Below are 19,464 nucleotides of genomic sequence, written 5' to 3'. Positions count from 1 at the left end.
CTTTGTCTTTCGTCGCTTACCCGACCGCCGGCAGCATGCCGCTGGCGATGCCCAGTTGGATGGCGATCACCGTTACCCCACAGACAAACACCAGCGCCAGCGCAGGGGTGCCGCCCCAGACGCGATACTGCGCCTGATGCTTTTGGCGAGTTTTCCACACCAGCAGCGAAGGCAGCAGCAGCGCCAGCACCGACAGGGCGATGGCGGCGAAACCCAACGCCAGCACGAAACCGCGCGGATAGAACAGCGCGAAGGCCAGCGGCGGCAGGAAGGTGATGGCGCCGGTTTGCAGGCGGCCACGCACGTTATCTTGCCGCTTGAACAGGTCAGCCAGGAAATCGAACAGCCCAAGCGCAACGCCGAGGAACGAGGTCGCCAGCGCCAGATCGGCGAACAGGTGCACCGCCAGTTCAACGTGCGGCGAAGCTACTGCATCACGCACCGCCTGCAACAGGCCATTCAGCCCGGCCTGCTGCGCCAGAATGCCGACGAAGGTGTCGGAGCTGATACTGCCCAGCGTTGCCAGCTGCCAGAAGATATAGGCGATCAGCGGGATGGCGCTGCCGATGATGAACACCCAACGCAGTTTGCGAATGTTGCCGCCCATGTAGTTGACGATGCTCGGCACGCTGCCGTGGAAGCCGAATGAGGTGAAGATCACCGGAATGGCCGATAACGCCAGACCTTGCTCCAGCGGCAACGTCATCAGATTGGTCTGGTGGATATTCGGCAACATCAGGCCGAGCATCACCACCAGAAACACCACTTTCGCGCTGAACAGGATGCGGTTGAACAAGTCGACCGAGTGGGTGCCGATGCACACCACGCCGCCGGCCACCAGGGTGAACAGCAGGACGCCGAGCGACACCGGGAAGTCCTGCGATGTCCATTGGCTGATGCTGGTGGCGAGCAGTTCGCCGGCGCCGCTAATGTAGGCGGCGGTGAGGGCGTACATCAGGAACATCATGCTAAAGCTGGTCAGCCACTGGCCGCCGCCGCCGAGATAACGTTTGGCGAGCGTGCCCAGACCGGTATCCGCCTGCTCATGCTGGTAAACCTCCACCAGTAACAGCGCGGTGTAACACATCAACAGCCACAGCCCGACCAGTAAGGCCAGCGTGACGCCGAAACCGACGCCGGCCGCCGCCAGCGGCATCGCCAGCATCCCGGCGCCAATGGTGGTGCCCGCCACGATAAAAACACTGCCAAGAGTGCGATTCTTCACGTTTTTTCTCTACCAGCCGAAAGATTTTGAAAATTATAGGTAACGATTTATGAGGATGGCAGGATAGTGGAAGCCCTAATTTGTGTCAAACCGGCGTTACGCGCATTGTAAATTAAAGTTTACAACCTTGCGGGCGGCATGGCGCATGATGAACGACGCGATGGCGGAAATAATCCGACGGCGGCTAGTGAAAAGTTATTTACGGGCTTCTATAGTGGAATGACCAAAAAATGTGGGAGAGATCAATGTTAAGGGTGGAGATGCTCAGCACCGGCGATGAGGTGCTGCACGGGCAAATTATTGATACCAACGCCGCCTGGCTGGCGGACTACCTGTTCCAGCAGGGCGTGCCGATGAGCGGGCGGGAAACGGTAGGGGACAGCCTCTCTGCTTTGATCGAGATCCTGCAGGAACGCAGCCATATCGCCGATGTGCTGATCGTCAACGGCGGCCTGGGGCCGACCAGCGACGATTTGAGCGCGCTGGCCGCCGCGAAAGCCTGCGGCGTAGAGCTGATTGAACGGGCTGACTGGCTGGCGCGCATGGAAGCCTATTTCGCCGAGCGCGGGCGGCCGATGGCCCCTTCCAACCGAAAGCAGGCGCAGATCCCGGCCAATGCGGAAATGCTGGATAACCCGGTGGGCACCGCCTGCGGTTTCGCGTTGCAGCTGAACCAATGCCTGATGTTCTTCACCCCCGGCGTGCCTTCGGAATTCAAAGTGATGGTCGAACAGCAGATCGTGCCGCGTCTGCGCCAGCGCTTCACTTTGCCGGCGCCGCCGCTGTGCCTGCGTCTGACGACGTTCGGTACCTCCGAGAGCGATCTGGCCGCCGAACTGGACAGCCTGCCGCTGCCGCCGGACGTGGTGCTGGGTTACCGCTCGTCCAGCCCGATCATTGAGTTGAAGCTGACCGGGCCGGAAAACCGGCGCGCGGAGATGGAGCTGGCCTGGCGACGCGTGCGCGAGGTAGCGGGGGACAACTGCATCTTCGAAGGCACCGTCGGGTTGCCGGCGACGCTGACGCAGCGCTTGAATCAGCAAGGGCTGAAGCTGGCGTTGAGCGAGCAATTCAGCGGCGGCTTGATCAACCTGCAGCTGCAGAGCGAAGGCGCGCCGCTGGCGGGGGGAGAGCTGCTGCCGGCCCACTGCATCGAAACGCTGGAAACGACGCTGGCGCGCGCCCGCTCGCTGGCGGAATTGACCGGCGCGCCGTTGGCGTTGGCGGTCAGCGCCATGCGCGATGAGCAGGTGAGCATTGCGCTGCACACGCCGCGCGGCGGGATTGGCCAGACCGTGCGTTATCGCGCGTCGCGCCACGGGCTGCGGCTGCGGCAGGAGTCGGTGGCGATGCTGGCGCTGGATATGCTGCGCCGTTGGCTGAATGGGGGCCAGGCGTGCGGTAAAAACGCCTGGCTGGAGGTGGTGGAAATTATCGAGTGACGCTCATGGCGCTGAGTTGTCTGCCTCACTGTTTTGTTGTAGCCGTTCGGACGCCAGGCGTGAAAGATGTATTGCCGCCGCGCCTCGCGTTTGCAGCTCTGTACCGTAGTTCCTGAGCGCCTGCGCGGCGCTGTCTGAGTGCGCCAGATGCGCCGCCAGGCTGGCGGCGTCTACCAGCGCGGTGTTGGCGCCGAGCCCACCTGCCGGGCTCATGGCGTGCACGGCGTCGCCGAGAAAGGCGATGCGTTCGCTGTGCCATTCCGGCATCGCCGCCGTAACCTGCACCGTCCGCACGCTGAGCGACAGGGGATCCGCCAGCGCTAACGCCGTTTGCAAGGCGGGCGCCCATCCTTGCGAGATATGCCGTACGCGCGCCTGCAACGCGGTGTTCTCCTCCAGTCCCGGGGCTCCGCCGAGACGTTCAGCCGAACCGATACAGGCCCAATAGAGATAGTCGTCGACCGGCGAGAGGCGGCAATCGGGCGCGTAGTCGGCCGCCAGTTGCGCCATGGGGGCCTGAAAGCGCATCGGTTCAACCACCAGCGACACGCCGTCGGCGAAGATCACCGATACGCCGTTCAGCAGCTCAGGGGCCAATTGGGCCCGGGTCGCCGCATCGAGCGGCGTTTTGCCGTAGAGGGTGACCGCACCGCTGTCTTCTGGCCCCGCCTCGGGCAGGCAGCGCCGCCGCACCAGCGAGTTGACACCGTCGGCGGCGATCAGCACATCGACCCGCACGTGTTCGCCGTTGGCGAACTGAAGTTCCACACCCTGCGGCGTTTGTGCAAATTCACGCAAGGTATGGCCGAAACGCACCCGGTCTTGCAGGCCGGCAAGCAGGATCTCGCGCAGCGTTTGGCGATGAATGCCGAGATCGCCGCCCGGTTCTTGTGTTTGGCGCTGGCTGGAGGGCAACCAGTGCTCGGGGCGCCGGCCGGTGAGCGGGGCAAGCTGCGGATCCCATAGATTGCTCTCGCCGCTGTTTTGCGCGCTGCCGGCGCAGAGCAAGCGGTAGTGCGTCGGCGGCAGGCAGGCGGCCAGCGCCTGCTGGCCCGACGGATCGATGCGCAGCCGGTAGCCCTGATCGCGTGCTTGCGGTGTGGTGTCGCGTTCAAACACCGTGGCGTGGATGCCAAAGCGGCGCAGTCCCTGAGCCAGACACAGGCCGCCGGGCCCGGCGCCGATAATGCCAATGCTGAGTGTTGTCATCATGTTCCCTCGTGAGTCAGTGGCCGCAGACGGTCGCGGCCGGAAGCATTTCATTATGTCGGTGCAGGAAAAGGTTGGTATAACGGTATCTGGACTAAAAATAGTGATTAGTGGCCAATATGAATGCGAACCTTCACGCCCTCGACGCTGACTGCAGCGAATGGTCGACGGGCCCCTGGCTGATCGCCCTCGGCGGCCGCGACGCGGCAGGCCGGGAGTATCGGTTGGGCACGCGCGAATACGACTGGCATCAGCATGTGCGCGGGCAGTTGCTGTGCGTTGAAAGCGGTTTGCTGCATGTAAGCACGGCGCAGGGCGATTGGGTGCTGCCGCCTCAGCGGGCGGGTTGGATCCCGCCGGCGACGGAGCACCGGGTGCAGGTTTGCGGCGCGCTGAGCGGCTGGAGTTTACTGCTGGCGCCGGAGGCCTGCCACGATCTGTCGAATATACCTTGCGTTATCGGCATCAGCGCAGTGCTACAGGCGCTGGCTCAGCGTGCGGAAGGTTGGGACAAACGCAGCGCGCTTACCCTGGAGCAGGAGCGTATGGCGCAGGTGATGCGTGACGAGATACGGCTGGCGCCGACGGAGCCGCTGTATTTACCGATGTCGTCCCATCCGCGCCTGGCCGGCGTTCTGCAGGCCTTGCTGGCGCAACCGGGGAGCGAACATTCGCTGGAGGCGTGGGCTGAATGGGGGGCGATGTCGCCGCGTACCCTGCGGCGGCTGATGATCGGCGAGACGGGGTTGAGTTTTGCACAGTGGCGCCAGCAGGCCCGGTTGTCGTATGCGTTAGCGAAGCTGGCCGAAGGCGAGACGGTGCTGCAGATCGCGGAAACGCTGGGGTATGCCTCGCCGAGCAATTTTATCGCCATGTTTCGTAAAGCTTTCGGCGATTCCCCGGCGCGTTATTTTTCCGCATCGGCAGGCAAGGGGCGCTAAGCGAAATACTTTGAGGATAGTTATATATCCCTAATTAATCATAAGGTTATAGGGGATATTCGCGGCGAGAGAATGCTGTTACTCTCTTGACGGGTGCTTGAGACTGTTCGTCTTGGGCATTGTGTGACAAGGCGGATAGATGAAAGCCCCAAACTGACTTTCAATCAGAATGGGGCTGCCCTAACGCCTAGACACCGTTATGGTAGCCCCTTCACAGCAAGGAGGCAAGCATGCGCTTAAGGCATGTGTTTCACTCGCTAACCGTTGTATGTATTACGGTTTTGTTATTTATCTGGATGATAAGAGACTCGCTGTGCGAGCTGAAAATCTACCAGGAAAATATCACTATCCTGATCAGGTTGGCGTGTGAGGTGAAGCGGTAATCATAGGGCGGGGGCAACCCCGCCTTCTGGTCTCCAGGCGCGGTTTCCGGCACCCGACTTTACATTTCCAGCTCGATATCCGTCAGCGGCATGCAGCAGCAGGGCAGGATTTCGCCGGCGTTGATAAACGCCAGCGGCTGCTGGCGGTAGGCCACTTCGCCTTTCACCAGCTTCAGGCGGCAGGCACCGCAATAGCCGGATCGGCACTGATACTCCACCTGCACGTCGTGCAGTTCCAGCACGTCGAGCAGACAGTTTTCACTGTTGGGGCAGGAGAGCTGCGTGCCGGCGGCGCGCAGCGTTACGATTGGCGTCGCCATCGCTTACAGTTCGAAGTCGCTCAGGTCGTCGGCGTTGATCTCCGAGTCGATCTGGCCAACCAGGTAGGAGCTCACTTCCACTTCCTGCGGCGCTACCTGCACGTTGTCGGACACCAACCAGGCATTGATCCATGGGATCGGGTTGGAGCGGGTTTCGAACGGCAGACCAAGGCCGACCGCCTGCATGCGGATATTGGTGATGTATTCCACATACTGGCACAGGATGTCTTTGTTCAGGCCAATCATCGAGCCGTCGCGGAACAGGTATTCCGCCCACTCTTTCTCCTGCTGGGCGGCCAACACGAACAGATCGTAGCACTGCTGCTGACATTCCTCGGCGATCTCCGCCATTTCAGGATCGTCGGCGCCGGAACGCATCAGGTTCAGCATGTGCTGGGTGCCGGTCAGGTGCAGCGCTTCGTCGCGGGCGATCAGTTTGATGATTTTGGCGTTGCCTTCCATCAATTCGCGCTCGGCGAAAGCGAAGGAGCAGGCAAAGCTGACGTAGAAGCGGATCGCTTCCAGCGCGTTCACGCTCATCAGGCACAGGTACAGCTGCTTCTTCAGCGCACGCAGATTGACGGTGACGGTTTTTCCGTTCACCTGGTGGGTGCCTTCACCCAGCAGGTGATAGTAGCTGGTCATCTCGATCAGATCGTCGTAGTAGCCGGAAATGTCTTTCGCGCGCTTCTTGATCTCTTCGTTGGTGACGATGTCGTCGAACACCAGCGCCGGATCGTTGACGATGTTGCGGATGATGTGGGTGTAGGAACGGGAGTGGATAGTCTCGGAGAACGACCAGGTTTCCACCCAGGTTTCCAGCTCAGGGATCGAGATCAGCGGCAGCAGGGCGACGTTCGGGCTGCGGCCCTGGATGGAGTCCAGCAGGGTCTGATACTTCAGGTTGCTGATGAAGATGTGCTTCTCGTGCTCCGGCAGCGCCTGGTAATCGATGCGATCGCGGGAAACGTCAACCTCTTCCGGGCGCCAGAAGAAGGAGAGCTGTTTTTCGATCAGTTTTTCGAAGATTTCATGCTTTTGCTGGTCGAAACGCGCAACGTTTACCGACTGGCCGAAGAACATCGGCTCTTGCAGCTGGTCGTTTTTGGTCTGAGAAAAAGTGGTGTAAGCCATAAGCCTGAATCCATCGTAACGTGGCTAAATGAAGGGGCCGGAAAATTCCGGCCCGCTAGGTCAAACTTTAGATCTTGCAGGCGCCGCTTTCGCAGTCGTCATCGCCGGCCTTGGCAGGCTGCAAATCTTCCTGGGCGTCTTCCGCACCGTCGCGGGTGTTTTGGTAGTACAGCATTTTCACGCCGAACTTGTAGGTGGTGAGCAGGTCTTTCAACAGCTGCTTCATCGGCACCTTGCCGCCCGGGAAGCGGGTCGGATCGTAGTTGGTGTTGGCCGAAATCGACTGGTCGATGAATTTCTGCATCAGCCCCACCAGCTGCAGATAGCCGTCGTTGCTCGGCATTTCCCACAGCAGCTCGTAGTTGTCTTTCAGACGCTCATACTCCGGCACCACCTGGCGCAGGATGCCGTCTTTCGACGCCTTGATGCTGATGTGGCCGCGCGGCGGCTCGATGCCGTTGGTGGCGTTGGAAATCTGCGAAGAGGTTTCCGACGGCATCAGGGCGGACAGCGTCGAGTTGCGCAGACCGGTTTCCTGGATCTCTTTACGCAGGGTTTCCCAGTCGTAGTGCAGCGGCTCGCTGCAGATCGCATCCAGGTCTTTCTTGTAGGTGTCGATCGGCAGGATGCCCTGCGAATAGGTGGTTTCGTTGAACCACGGGCAAGCGCCTTGTTCCTGCGCCAGACGGTTGGAGGCTTTCAGCAGGTAGTACTGAATGGCTTCGAACGTCTTGTGGGTCAGGTTGTTGGCGCTGCCGTCGGAGTAGCGCACGCCGTTCTTCGCCAGATAATAGGCGAAGTTGATGACGCCGATGCCCAGGGTGCGGCGACCCATTGCGCCACGGTGCGCGGCCTTGATCGGATAATCCTGATAATCCAGCAGGGCGTCCAGCGAACGTACCGCCAGGGTCGCCAGCTCTTCCAGATCGTCCAGGCTGTCGATCGCGCCCAGGTTGAAGGCGGACAGGGTGCACAGCGCGATCTCGCCGTTTTCGTCGTTGACGTCTTCCAGCGGCTTGGTCGGCAGTGCGATTTCCAGACACAGGTTGGACTGGCGCACCGGCGCGATCTGCGGATCGAACGGGCTGTGGGTGTTGCAGTGGTCGACGTTCTGGATATAGATACGGCCGGTAGAGGCGCGTTCTTGCATCATCAGCGAGAACAGCTCAACCGCTTTCACGCGCTTCTGGCGAATGCTGTCGTCTTTCTCGTACTGGGTGTACAGGCGCTCGAATTCGTCCTGATCGGCGAAGAACGCGTCATACAGCCCCGGCACGTCGGACGGGCTGAACAGGGTGATGTCTTCGCCTTTGATCAGGCGCTGGTACATCAGACGGTTCAACTGCACGCCGTAGTCCATGTGGCGCACGCGGTTGCCTTCAACGCCGCGGTTGTTTTTCAGCACCAGCAGGCTTTCCACTTCCAGGTGCCACATCGGGTAGAACAGCGTTGCCGCGCCACCGCGCACGCCGCCCTGCGAGCAGGATTTGACGGCGGTCTGGAAGTGTTTGTAGAACGGGATGCAGCCGGTATGGAAGGCTTCACCGCCACGGATCGGGCTGCCCAGCGCGCGGATGCGGCCGGCGTTGATGCCGATGCCGGCGCGTTGCGAAACGTATTTCACAATGGCGCTGGAGGTAGCGTTGATGGAGTCCAGACTGTCGCCGCACTCGATCAGCACGCAGGAGCTGAACTGGCGGGTTGGGGTGCGCACGCCGGACATGATCGGCGTAGGCAGCGAAATCTTGAAGGTGGAAATCGCGTCGTAGAAACGTTTGACGTAGTCCAGACGAGTTTCACGCGGGTAGTTGGAGAACAGGCAAGCGGACACCAGCATGTACAGGAACTGGGCGCTTTCGTAGATCTCGCCGCTGACGCGGTTCTGCACCAGATACTTGCCTTCCAGCTGCTTGACGGCGGCATAAGAGAAGTTCATGTCGCGCCAGTGATCGATAAAGGAGTCCATCTGCTCGAACTCTTCAGCGCTGTAGTCTTCCAGCAGATGTTTATCGTATTTGCCCATCTCGACCATGCGGGTCACGTGAGCGTGCAGCTTCGGCGGTTCGAACTGGCCGTAAGCCTTTTTACGCAGGTGGAAGATCGCCAGGCGAGCGGCCAGGTACTGATAGTCCGGCGCATCGCGGGAGATCAGATCGGCAGCGGCTTTGATGATGGTTTCGTGAATGTCGGCGGTTTTGATGCCGTCATAAAACTGAATGTGGGAACGCAACTCTACTTGAGAAACCGAGACGTTGTGCAATCCTTCTGCGGCCCAATCGATGACCCGGTGGATTTTGTCGAGGTTGATGCGCTCTTTACGGCCATCGCGTTTAGTTACAAGCAGACTTTGGTTCATGTGGTGTTTTACCTGTCCGTATGGTGCCCCTAAGCAGAAGTGTAGTCGCTCTGCTCAGTATGTAAACACTATATATAGGGGTTGTATGTCGGTGAGGTAACAAGATAGTGAGAAAAAACGGCGTTTGCAAGTGAACAAAACCGGCCTAATTTGTGGATAACTTGGGGGTGAAATGTAACTTGCCGTTCGCAGTGCGCGCCGTGACTGGCGCGACAAGCTTGTCAATAAGCGAGATCAGATTTTACTGAAAAACTGAAAAAACCGATCGTTTGGCGTTTTATTAAACGTTAGAAAAAAACGGCATATTGATCTGATTTAATATTCTAAAAAACTGTCTACAACCACGATTTTGATCGAAGTCGCGGAAATTAGGTATTTTTCCTAACAGCGCGTTGGCGCCGAACCCCGATAACGCAGGGCCGGCGCGGTTTACAGCGCTCAGCCTTCGTGCTGGGTGTGCACCATGTAGTTCACGTCAACGTTGCGCCCAAGCTTGAAATGATCGGTGATCGGGTTGTAATGCAGGCCGATCATGTGCTTTTCGCGCAGCGGCGTGCCGTCGACCCAGCCGATCAGTTCGGAAGGGCGAATAAACTTCTTATGATCGTGGGTGCCCTGCGGCACCATCTTCAGCACGTACTCCGCGCCGATCACCGCCATCAGCCAGGCTTTGGTGTTGCGGTTGATGGTGGAAAAGAACACGTGGCCGCCCGGTTTCACCAGTTGGGCGCAGGCGCGCACCACCGAGGCCGGATCGGGCACGTGCTCCAGCATTTCCATGCAGGTGACCACGTCGTAGCGCTGCGGGTTGGCCTGAGCGTGGCTTTCCACCGTCTCCTGCACGTAAGTCACGTTCACGCCGCTTTCCAGCGCGTGCAGCCGGGCGACCTGCAGCGGCTCCCCGCCCATGTCCAGACCGGTCACTTCGGCGCCTTCGCGCGCCATGCTTTCCGCCAGAATGCCGCCGCCGCAGCCCACGTCGAGCACCTGCTTGTCAAAAATGCCGCCGGCGCGCTGCATGATGTAGTTCAGGCGCAGCGGGTTGATGCGGTGCAGCGGTTTGAACTCGCCTTCCAGATCCCACCAGCGGGAGGCGACGGCCTCGAACTTGGCGATTTCCTGGTGGTCAACGTTTTGCACTCGGCTGGATGATTCTGCGTTCATGGGCTTGTCTGGCTCCTTGTTCTCGTTGCGCGGATTATACATGTTCCGGCGCGGCATCGTCTGCGTCGATGCGTTTTTAGCGCACTAATCTGTACAATTTCCGTGAAACAGCGGCGGTTATTTTCCCGTAAAGCGTGCTTTGTGATATAGTTTTACACCTTTGCCACTATGGCAGCGGGCAGATGAATCATTAGTAGAGGGATAGCAGCTCCATGAGCGACCTTGCCAGAGAAATCACACCGGTAAACATCGAAGACGAGTTGAAAAACTCGTATCTGGACTACGCGATGTCCGTTATTGTCGGACGTGCGCTGCCAGATGTTCGTGATGGACTGAAGCCGGTTCACCGCCGCGTTCTTTACGCGATGAGTGTATTGGGTAACGACTGGAATAAACCATACAAGAAATCGGCCCGTGTCGTCGGGGACGTGATCGGTAAATATCACCCGCACGGTGACAGCGCGGTTTACGACACTATCGTGCGTATGGCTCAGCCGTTTTCACTGCGCTACATGCTGGTGGACGGTCAGGGTAACTTCGGTTCCGTCGACGGCGACTCCGCCGCGGCGATGCGTTATACCGAAGTGCGCATGTCCAAGATTGCTCACGAACTGTTGGCGGATCTGGAAAAAGAAACCGTCGACTTCGTGCCTAACTATGATGGCACCGAGCAGATCCCGGCCGTTATGCCGACCAAGATCCCGAACCTGCTGGTCAACGGCTCGTCGGGCATCGCCGTGGGCATGGCCACCAATATTCCGCCGCACAACCTGGCTGAAGTCGTCAACGGCTGCCTGGCCTATATCGATGATGAAAACATCAGCATCGAAGGGCTGATGGAACACATCCCGGGGCCGGACTTCCCGACGGCGGCGATCATCAACGGCCGTCGCGGCATTGAAGAGGCCTACCGCACCGGGCGCGGCAAAGTCTACCTGCGCGCGCGCGCGGAAGTGGAAGCCGACGCCAAAACCGGCCGCGAAACCATCATCGTTCACGAGATCCCGTATCAGGTGAACAAGGCGCGTCTGATCGAAAAGATCGCCGAGCTGGTGAAAGAAAAACGCGTAGAAGGCATCAGCGCGCTGCGTGACGAGTCCGATAAAGACGGCATGCGCATCGTGATCGAAGTCAAACGCGACGCGGTCGGCGAAGTGGTGCTGAACAACCTGTATGCGCTGACGCAGCTGCAGGTTACCTTCGGCATCAACATGGTCGCGCTGCATCAGGGGCAGCCTAAGCTGCTGAACCTGAAAGATATCCTCGAAGCCTTCGTGCGCCACCGCCGCGAAGTGGTCACCCGCCGCACCATCTTCGAACTGCGCAAGGCCCGTGACCGCGCCCATATCCTGGAAGCGCTGGCTATCGCGTTGGCTAACATCGATCCGATCATCGAGCTGATTCGCCGTGCGCCGACGCCGGCGGAAGCGAAAGTCGCGCTGGTGGCTCAGCCGTGGGATCTGGGCAACGTCAGCGCCATGCTGGAACGCGCCGGTGACGACGCCGCTCGCCCTGAGTGGCTGGAGCCGGAGTTCGGCATCCGCGACGGCAAGTACTACCTGACCGAGCAGCAGGCTCAGGCGATTCTGGATCTGCGTCTGCAGAAACTGACCGGCCTGGAGCACGAAAAGCTGCTGGACGAATATAAAGAGCTGCTCAACTTCATCGCCGAACTGATCTTTATTCTGGAAAGCCCAGAGCGCCTGATGGAAGTGATCCGCGAAGAGCTGGTGGCGGTCAAAGAGCTGTACAACGACGGCCGCCGCACCGAGATCACCGCCAATACTTCCGACATCAACATCGAAGACCTGATCAACCAGGAAGACGTGGTGGTGACCCTGTCTCACCAGGGCTATGTGAAGTATCAGCCGCTGTCCGACTATGAAGCGCAGCGCCGCGGCGGCAAAGGCAAGTCCGCCGCGCGTATTAAAGAAGAAGACTTTATCGATCGCCTGCTGGTGGCCAACACCCACGATACGATCCTGTGCTTCTCCAGCCGTGGCCGCCTGTACTGGATGAAGGTGTATCAACTGCCTGAAGCCAGCCGTGGCGCGCGCGGCCGCCCAATCGTCAACCTGTTGCCGCTGGAAGCCGATGAGCGTATCACCGCCATTCTGCCGGTGCGCGAGTATGAAGAAGGGCGTCACGTGTTCATGGCCACCGCCAGCGGTACCGTGAAGAAAACCGCGCTGACCGAGTTCAGCCGTCCGCGCAGCGCCGGCATTATCGCCGTCAACCTCAACGAGGGCGACGAGCTGATCGGCGTCGATCTGACCGATGGCACCAACGAAGTGATGCTGTTCTCCGCCAACGGTAAAGTGGTGCGCTTCCCGGAAACGCAGGTGCGTTCGATGGGCCGTACCGCGACCGGCGTGCGCGGCATCAACCTCGGCGAAGGCGACAGCGTGATTTCGCTGATCGTGCCGCGCGGCGAGGGCGACATTCTGACCGTCACGCAAAACGGCTTCGGTAAACGTACTGCAGTCACCGAGTACCCGACCAAGTCACGCGCCACCCAGGGGGTTATCTCCATCAAGGTGAGCGAGCGTAATGGCCAGGTGGTCGGCGCCGTGCAGGTGGAAACCAGCGACCAGATCATGATGATCACCGATGCCGGCACGCTGGTGCGTACCCGCGTTTCGGAAGTCAGCGTGGTCGGTCGTAACACCCAGGGCGTGACGCTGATCCGTACGGCGGAAGACGAAAACGTCGTCGGTCTGCAGCGCGTGGCCGAGCCGGTGGAAGACGAAGAGCTGGACAGCCTGGAACCGGGCGCGGAAGCGGTGGAAGAAGACACTACGCCGCTGGACGATGGCGACGACGCGGCTGAGCCGATGGACGACGACAACGTTTAAGCAAGGTGAGGGCGTCGGCATGCCGACACCGTAATGCACTGAGACAAAAGGGCCTGGCAGCGATGCTAGGCCCTTTTTCAGTTATATGGTTTAATTGGCGCACCGAGCCGCCGGCCGCTGCGCCGGCGACAACGCGCGCCGCCACTGACTTTCGTATGGTATCCGATTGAAATATTTAGCCTCTTTTCGAACTACGCTGAAGATATCCCGCTATCTGTTCCGGGTGCTGGCGATTTTGCTGTGGTCGTTGGGAGCGCTGCTCACCACCTTTTATATTCTGAATATCCTGCATCAGAAAGAATCGGACATCCGCCAGGAGTACAACCTCAATTTCGATCAGGCGCAGGGCTATATTCGCCATTCCGCCGACATCATACGCGACATCAAGTACATGGCGGAAAACCGCCTCAACGGTTCGGTCAGCGGCCTGGACATGTTCAGCGGCGTGATCCCCGGCAAGGGCAGCCCACCGCAATTCTATCCGCTGTATCCAGAGTCTAACTGCGCCCTGAGCGCCACTTACCGCAGTTCACTCGATTCGCTGAGCGGCCTGATCCAGTATTGGAAAGAGAACTTCGTGGCGGCCTACGATCTCAACCGGGTGTTCTTTATCGGCGGCGACAGCCTGTGTCTGGCGGAATTCGGCGGCGGCAACGCGGTCGCCAACCGGGAAAACATGCTGAAGCTGCTGCACGAGCGCATTCTGAAATACCGCAACGCCAAGAATCTGGACAAAGACAACAACCTGTATTGGATTAGCCCCAGCGCGCAGCGGCCTGACATCGGTTATCTGTATGTGCTGACGCCTCTCTATATCGGCAACAAGCTGGAGGCGCTGCTGGGCATCGAGCAAACCGTCCGGCTGGAAGATTTCGTCACCGCCGGCAACCTGCCGATCGGTGTCACGCTGCTGGATGAAAACAACGATCCGATACTGCGCCTGGCGGATGGCGATCGCTATGCCGCTGCGCTCAACAGCTACCCCGAAGAGCATGCTTACTTCGGTTATGTCGACAACTACCGCGATCTGATCCTGAAAAAAGCGCTGCCGCCTTCATCGCTGAGCATCGTTTATGCGCTGCCGGTGAAAAGCGTGGTGGAACGCTTCAAAATGCTGATCCTCAATGCGCTGTTGCTGAACCTGTTGTCGGCTATCGTGCTGTTCACGCTGGCGTGGCTGTTTGAGCGCAAGATGTTCCTGCCGGCGGAGGACAATGCCTTCCGGCTGGAAGAACACGAACAGTTCAACCGCAAGATCGTCGCCTCGGCGCCGGTGGGCATCTGTATCCTGCGCATCAGCGATGGCACCAATATTCTGAGTAACGAACTGGCGCACAACTACATCAACCTGTTGACCCACGAAGATCGCGATCGCATTACGCGCATCATCTGCGAACAGCAGGCGAACTTCGTCGATGTGATGACCAGCAACAACAATAACCTGCAGATCAGCTTTGTCCATTCGCGTTACCGCAACGAAGAGGTAGCGATCTGCGTGCTGGTGGACGTCAGCGCGCGCGTGAAAATGGAAGAGTCGCTGCAGGAGATGGCGGCGGCGGCGGAGCAGGCCAGCCAGTCTAAATCGATGTTCCTGGCCACCGTCAGCCATGAGCTGCGCACGCCGCTGTACGGCATTATCGGCAACCTCGATCTGCTGCAGACCAAGGCGTTACCGCCAGGGGTCGATCGGCTGGTGAATGCGATGAACAACTCTTCCGGGCTGCTGCTTAAAATCATCAGCGATATTCTCGACTTCTCCAAAATCGAGTCCGAGCAGCTGAAGATTGAACCGCGTGAGTTCTCCTGCCTGGAGGTGATCACCCATATCGCCGGCAACTATTTGCCGTTGGTGGTGAAGAAACGTTTGGGGCTGTACTGCTTTATCGAGCAAAACGTGCCGGAGCGTATCTTCGGCGATCCGGTGCGGCTGCAGCAGGTGCTGTCCAACCTGGTGAACAACGCCATCAAGTTCACCGATACCGGCTGCATCGTGCTGCAGGTCTGCACCCGCGGCAGCTACCTGGAATTCAGCGTGCGCGATACCGGCGTCGGTATTCCGGAGAAGGAGATCTCACGCCTGTTCGATCCGTTCTTCCAGGTGGGCACCGGCGTGCAGCGCCACTTCCAGGGCACCGGTTTGGGGCTGGCGATCTGCGAGAAATTGGTCAACCTGATGGACGGCGACGTCTCCGTCGAGTCCGAACCGGGGCTGGGCAGCTTGTTCAGCATTCGCATTCCATTGTTTAACGCCCAGTTCCCGATCCCGCAGGCCAGCGATACCTGGCAGGGCCGGCGGCTGTGGCTGGATATCCGCAATCAGCGGCTGGAAAGCTACCTGATGGCGATTCTGGGCGGCTACGGCGCCGATATCCAGCGCTATGACGGGCAGGAGACCGCCGCCGACGAAGTGATGCTCAGCGACTATCCGCTGATGCTGAACACGCCGCTGTTGGCTCAGATCCAGTTCTCGACCGAACATATCGGCCCGTCGCTGGAAACCCGGCCAGGCTATTGGATGCACAGCACCTCTACGCCGCGTGAAACGCTGACCTTGATCAACCGATTGTTCGGCGTCGGCAACGGCGCGGCAGAGGCGCTGGTGCAGCTGCCGGTGCCCGCCAAGGCCAGCGCGGCGGACAACGGCGATATTCATCTGCTGGTGGTCGACGATCATCCGATCAACCGTCGTCTGCTTTCCGATCAGCTGGGGTCGCTGGGGTATCAGGTGGTGACCGCCAACGACGGCGTAGACGCGCTCGCCGTACTGAAACAGCACCACGTCGATATTGTGTTGACCGACGTCAATATGCCGAACATGGACGGCTATCGCCTGACGCAGGCGCTGCGGGAGATGCAGTTCAGCGCGCCGGTGATCGGCGTGACGGCGAACGCGTTGGCGGAGGAGAAGCAGCGCTGTCTCGAGGCGGGCATGGATAATTGCCTGTCGAAACCGGTTACGCTGGAGACGCTGGAGCAGACATTGGCTTATTACAGCCAGCAGGTACGCTACAACCGCAGCGAGGCCTGAAAAGCAAACAGGCACGGCGGATGCCGTGCCTGTTTGGCGTTAACCTGCCGTGAGGCGGGCTTTAGTCTTTGTCCAACGGCGTCATGCTGACGGACGAGAGGTAGTTGAGCAGGGCGATGTCGTTTTCGACGCCCAGCTTCATCATCGCCGATTTCTTCTGGCTGCTGATGGTTTTGATGCTGCGGTTGAGTTTCTTGGCGATTTCGGTCACCAGGAAACCTTCGGCGAACAGACGCAGCACTTCGCTCTCTTTCGGCGACAGGCGTTTGTCGCCATAGCCGCTGGCGCTGATTTTCTCCAGCAGTTTGGAGACGCTTTCCGGCGTGAACTTCTTGCCTTTCTGCAGGGCGGCCAGCGCCTTCGGCAGATCGGTCGGCGCGCCTTGTTTCAGCACGATGCCTTCGATATCCAGATCCAATACCGCGCTCAGGATCGCCGGGTTGTTGTTCATGGTCAGCACGATGATCGACAACTGCGGATAATGACGCTTGATGTACTTAATCAGCGTGATGCCGTCGCCATACTTGTCACCCGGCATCGACAGATCGGTGATCAGCACGTTGGCATCCAGCTTGGACAGATTGTTGATCAGTGCGGTTGAGTCTTCGAACTCCCCAACGACATTCACCCATTCAATTTGCTCAAGTGACTTCCGGATGCCAAACAGTACGATAGGATGGTCATCAGCAATAATTACGTTCAGGTTATTCATGTTGTTGGCTACCTTGCTTCAGCAGTCTGCTGACGAAAAAATCAATCTGACTGATGTTATTCTCGATCTCGGGCGCATCACCTTCTGCGATGCGCTGTTCTAACGATTCGCACAGCTGCTTGCCGGGAAGCAGATTTAACATGGCAAACACGCCTTTCAGGCGGTGTGCGGTTTGTGACAGCGCATTGAAATCACTGCTGCCCGCCTCAGTATACAGTTTTTTGACATCATCGGGTACTGTATCGACAAACAGCCCATAGTAATCACTTGATTTCAATTGTTTTTCATAGAGTTGGATATCTTCTGAGCTCAATGAAAGCGGACTTTCTTCCTGCTCCAGCGCGGCCATTTGCTGTTCGATCAGCATCAGCACGGCGTCGATTAATGCGCCGTTCAGGTTATAGTTCACCCGAATGTAGCGTTTATCCAGCGCTTGCCAACCCGGTTCATCGGTCGCCAGCAACAGCGTGTAATCATCGGCTCGCTGCGGGTTATCGGTCAGCAGCACGTCATAATCGCGGTTGACCGCGCGATCTTCGGCGACGAGGCAGTCGGCGCCGTAAGCCTGCAACAGGCGGGTCACGATGCCGCGCACTTCATCTGACGTGATGTCCAGCAGGGCGGTGACGCCGTCGAGCAGCTTTTCCTGTTCCTGCGGCTCTTTTCTCTCCATCTCCATGGCGACGCGAATGGTATAGCGAGTGCCGATATCCACTTTGCTGCGAATGTCCAACTGGCCGTTAAGCTTTTTGCACAGCTGATTGCACAGGAAGAAAGTGAGGCCGGAACCGTGGTTGAAGCGGTCCACCAGCGTCTGGCTGAGGAACGGGTAATTGAGATTGCTGATCTCTTCGTTGGAGATGCCGGAGCCGGTGTCGTTGATTTGGAAAATCAGGCGATCCGGGTGTTCGGGCTCATGGTCGATGACCAGAGAAATCTTACCGCAGGCGGTGGTGATAATGGCGTAATGCACCAGCAGTGAGATCACTTTGCGCAGCGCGTTGGCGTCGCCGATGTAGTTCTGTTCGACGTCCAACTGGAAATGCTTGAACAGCGCCAGCCCCTTTTGATTGAGAGCGGGCAGGGCTTCCAGCAGCAACTCGTCGATCATCGCCGCCGGGTTGAACGGCTCGCGCGTCGGTTGCCAGTCCTGGGTTTCCAGCCGCGTCAGCAGAGTGATGTTATCGATCAATCCCAGCACCGATGACGACGCCGCCGTCAGTTGGCCCAGCAGCGCCTGCTGTTGTTCCTGATCCGGCTGGTTGCGCAGGCTGTCGACCAGATCGTGCATCTGGCGCACCGGCTGATTCAGTTCGATGCCCAGGTTGTGCAACATCAGTTTGCGCGCCTGCACGTTCTTGTCGTATTCACGCCGTGCCTGCTGCAGCCGCTTGTTCACCATGACCTCTTTATCTTGATCGTGCATCAGGAACAGGTAGGTATCCGGCGATAGCTGGCTGCGGAAAATGCGGATTTCATACACCTCGTTGTTGACCGTTGCCTGAATGACGCCGTGATGCTGTTCGGCCATATGGGCGATTTTTTGCAGGCTGAGGTGCGGCAGCAGGTGCTCGGCGATTTTGTTGCTGGCGATCACCGCATTGTTGGCGAAGCTGTAAACCAGCAGGCCGGAGGGCAGGCTGGAGACGATTTCCTGATTCAGCGCGCGCTCGGCCTCCAGCTCAACCGCCATGTTTTCGCTCGGGCGGATGTACTGGCGGCGGATAAAGTAGATGCTCAGCATCGAGAGCGCCAACAGCAGCAGATTGACCGCGATCAGCCAGATGTTGTTGCGCAGCAGGTCTATGGCAAGATTAATGGCCGAAACGCGATACACCACCTTCAACGGCGCATTGGGCAGGGCGGCGCTGAACTCCACCCAGCCGCCGCTCATCGCCGCCTGGGCGCCGAGGGCGGTTTCCGCCGGGATGGCGCTGTCGTCGAGCTCGACATCGTCCGGCTGCAGCAGGAAATTGGCGCGGGCCAGGTTGGCCGGAATGATGTCGTTGATCGGCAAGTCGAAGGCGATCACCGTCGCCAGATGTCCCGGCTGATTAAAGGTGGTGCGAATCGAGAATGAATAGGCGTTCTGGAAGCGCTGTTTGCGCAGATCGGAAAAGCTCTCGCGTTCGTCGAGCATATTGGCCTGTTGCAGCATCTCGGCGCGGCGTTCGTCCGCCGAAGTGGTCAGGTAGCTTTCCCTAAAGCGCGAAGCCAGCTCTTTGAGCGGCTGAGTGGTGATCAGACTGAGGCTGTTGTCCTGACCATTGAGGTAATACATGGCGTAGCTCTCGGTCTTGGCGCCCCAACGGTTGTCCAGGTAGTCCGAGATGTTGGCGATCATCGCCAGCGTGTTCTCGTCATGGCTGCCGAAGATCACCGCGTCGGTTTTCTTGTGCGGCTTCTCGACATAGTAGACGTCGGGGCGCAGGCGGGTTTCCTGCAAACCGGGATCGACATTCTGCGCCGGCGCGTTGCCGAATTTGTCATAGACCTGATAGGTCATGTAGCGATAGGTATCGATGCGCTTTTGCAGCGAACCGGCGATGCTGTTCAGCGTGTACTTCTTTTCCGCCAGCCAGGCGTTGGTGTAGTTGTAGCCATACAGGCCGATGCCGATCGTCAGCAGCACGATAAATAGCAGGAAGCAGCGAGTGATATTGCTGGAGCTAATGGTCAGTTGTTTATTTTGCAT

At 58.9% G+C, this 19,464-nt stretch carries 13 protein-coding genes; 5 read left to right on the top strand and 8 right to left on the bottom strand.

The genetic code is table 11. From position 1 onward, the window contains the following. Positions 1–16 precede the first annotated feature (16 nt). Positions 17–1,225, bottom strand: coding sequence for a tyrosine transporter TyrP (tyrP, locus tag HWW83_RS21800; RefSeq protein ID WP_004935940.1), 1,209 nt, complete (start codon positions 1,223–1,225; stop codon positions 17–19). 245 nt (positions 1,226–1,470) lie between these two features. On the opposite strand from tyrP, the gene HWW83_RS21795 reads away from it, so the two are divergent. After that, positions 1,471–2,667 (top strand): nicotinamide mononucleotide deamidase-related protein YfaY, encoded by a 1,197-nt coding sequence (locus tag HWW83_RS21795; RefSeq protein WP_122016671.1) that lies wholly within the window; start codon positions 1,471–1,473, stop codon positions 2,665–2,667. A 3-nt stretch (positions 2,668–2,670) separates the two neighbouring features. On the opposite strand, the gene HWW83_RS21790 is transcribed toward HWW83_RS21795, so the two are convergent. Beyond that, positions 2,671–3,879, bottom strand: coding sequence for an FAD-dependent oxidoreductase (locus tag HWW83_RS21790; RefSeq protein WP_232095332.1), 1,209 nt, complete (start codon positions 3,877–3,879; stop codon positions 2,671–2,673). A 116-nt stretch (positions 3,880–3,995) separates the two neighbouring features. Here HWW83_RS21790 and HWW83_RS21785 point away from each other — a divergent pair, with 116 nt between their 5' ends. Both HWW83_RS21785 and HWW83_RS21780 read left to right on the top strand, forming a co-directional pair. Further along, on the top strand, positions 3,996–4,817 hold the full coding sequence (locus HWW83_RS21785) for an AraC family transcriptional regulator (protein WP_176589548.1): 822 nt from the start codon (positions 3,996–3,998) through the stop codon (positions 4,815–4,817). A 230-nt stretch (positions 4,818–5,047) separates the two neighbouring features. Next, the gene (locus tag HWW83_RS21780) at positions 5,048–5,200 is read left to right on the top strand and encodes a Hok/Gef family protein (RefSeq protein WP_004935921.1); all 153 of its coding nucleotides are present in this window, start codon (positions 5,048–5,050) and stop codon (positions 5,198–5,200) included. A 59-nt stretch (positions 5,201–5,259) separates the two neighbouring features. On the opposite strand, the gene yfaE is transcribed toward HWW83_RS21780, so the two are convergent. The 4 genes from yfaE to ubiG all read right to left on the bottom strand — a co-directional run bounded on the left by yfaE (position 5,260) and on the right by ubiG (position 10,174). Beyond that, positions 5,260–5,520 carry a class I ribonucleotide reductase maintenance protein YfaE gene (gene yfaE / locus HWW83_RS21775; RefSeq protein ID WP_033653779.1) on the bottom strand — a complete coding sequence of 87 codons (261 nt, stop codon included), beginning with the start codon at positions 5,518–5,520 and terminating at the stop codon, positions 5,260–5,262. 3 nt (positions 5,521–5,523) lie between these two features. Further along, positions 5,524–6,654, bottom strand: coding sequence for a class Ia ribonucleoside-diphosphate reductase subunit beta (gene nrdB / locus HWW83_RS21770; protein ID WP_019453694.1), 1,131 nt, complete (start codon positions 6,652–6,654; stop codon positions 5,524–5,526). Between the two features lie 67 nt (positions 6,655–6,721). Then, positions 6,722–9,010: a class 1a ribonucleoside-diphosphate reductase subunit alpha gene (nrdA, locus tag HWW83_RS21765; protein WP_176589547.1), complete on the bottom strand. Its 2,289-nt coding sequence runs from the start codon at positions 9,008–9,010 to the stop codon at positions 6,722–6,724. Positions 9,011–9,448: 438 nt separating this feature from the next. After that, positions 9,449–10,174, bottom strand: coding sequence for a bifunctional 2-polyprenyl-6-hydroxyphenol methylase/3-demethylubiquinol 3-O-methyltransferase UbiG (gene ubiG / locus HWW83_RS21760; RefSeq protein ID WP_033644327.1), 726 nt, complete (start codon positions 10,172–10,174; stop codon positions 9,449–9,451). A 212-nt stretch (positions 10,175–10,386) separates the two neighbouring features. Between ubiG and gyrA the strand changes: the two genes are divergently transcribed. Next, positions 10,387–13,029 carry a DNA topoisomerase (ATP-hydrolyzing) subunit A gene (gyrA, locus tag HWW83_RS21755; protein ID WP_033643840.1) on the top strand — a complete coding sequence of 881 codons (2,643 nt, stop codon included), beginning with the start codon at positions 10,387–10,389 and terminating at the stop codon, positions 13,027–13,029. 166 nt (positions 13,030–13,195) lie between these two features. Beyond that, on the top strand, positions 13,196–16,057 hold the full coding sequence (gene rcsC / locus HWW83_RS21750) for a two-component system sensor histidine kinase RcsC (protein ID WP_033643839.1): 2,862 nt from the start codon (positions 13,196–13,198) through the stop codon (positions 16,055–16,057). 61 nt (positions 16,058–16,118) lie between these two features. Here the strand turns inward: rcsC and rcsB are convergent, their stop codons facing one another. Continuing rightward, on the bottom strand, positions 16,119–16,769 hold the full coding sequence (gene rcsB, locus HWW83_RS21745) for a response regulator transcription factor RcsB (protein ID WP_004935900.1): 651 nt from the start codon (positions 16,767–16,769) through the stop codon (positions 16,119–16,121). Then, positions 16,762–19,464, bottom strand: a complete 2,703-nt coding sequence (gene rcsD, locus HWW83_RS21740) for a phosphotransferase RcsD (RefSeq protein WP_033651924.1) — start codon at positions 19,462–19,464, stop codon at positions 16,762–16,764. Before rcsD ends, rcsB begins: the two co-directional genes overlap by 8 nt.

The sequence above is a fragment of the Serratia ureilytica genome, assembly GCF_013375155.1.
Taxonomy (GTDB): domain Bacteria; phylum Pseudomonadota; class Gammaproteobacteria; order Enterobacterales; family Enterobacteriaceae; genus Serratia; species Serratia ureilytica.
Note: the sequence above shows the minus strand (reverse complement) of the source record. Positions and strands in the feature narration are given on the sequence as shown.

Coding starts and splice junctions, on each gene's coding strand:
- HWW83_RS21795 (WP_122016671.1), top strand. CDS start 1,471: ATGTTAAGGGTGGAGATGCTCAGCACCGGCGATGAGGTGCTGCACGGG.
- HWW83_RS21790 (WP_232095332.1), bottom strand. CDS start 3,879: ATGATGACAACACTCAGCATTGGCATTATCGGCGCCGGGCCCGGCGGC.
- HWW83_RS21785 (WP_176589548.1), top strand. CDS start 3,996: ATGAATGCGAACCTTCACGCCCTCGACGCTGACTGCAGCGAATGGTCG.
- HWW83_RS21780 (WP_004935921.1), top strand. CDS start 5,048: ATGCGCTTAAGGCATGTGTTTCACTCGCTAACCGTTGTATGTATTACG.
- yfaE (WP_033653779.1), bottom strand. CDS start 5,520: ATGGCGACGCCAATCGTAACGCTGCGCGCCGCCGGCACGCAGCTCTCC.
- nrdB (WP_019453694.1), bottom strand. CDS start 6,654: ATGGCTTACACCACTTTTTCTCAGACCAAAAACGACCAGCTGCAAGAG.
- nrdA (WP_176589547.1), bottom strand. CDS start 9,010: ATGAACCAAAGTCTGCTTGTAACTAAACGCGATGGCCGTAAAGAGCGC.
- ubiG (WP_033644327.1), bottom strand. CDS start 10,174: ATGAACGCAGAATCATCCAGCCGAGTGCAAAACGTTGACCACCAGGAA.
- gyrA (WP_033643840.1), top strand. CDS start 10,387: ATGAGCGACCTTGCCAGAGAAATCACACCGGTAAACATCGAAGACGAG.
- rcsB (WP_004935900.1), bottom strand. CDS start 16,769: ATGAATAACCTGAACGTAATTATTGCTGATGACCATCCTATCGTACTG.
- rcsD (WP_033651924.1), bottom strand. CDS start 19,464: ATGCAAAATAAACAACTGACCATTAGCTCCAGCAATATCACTCGCTGC.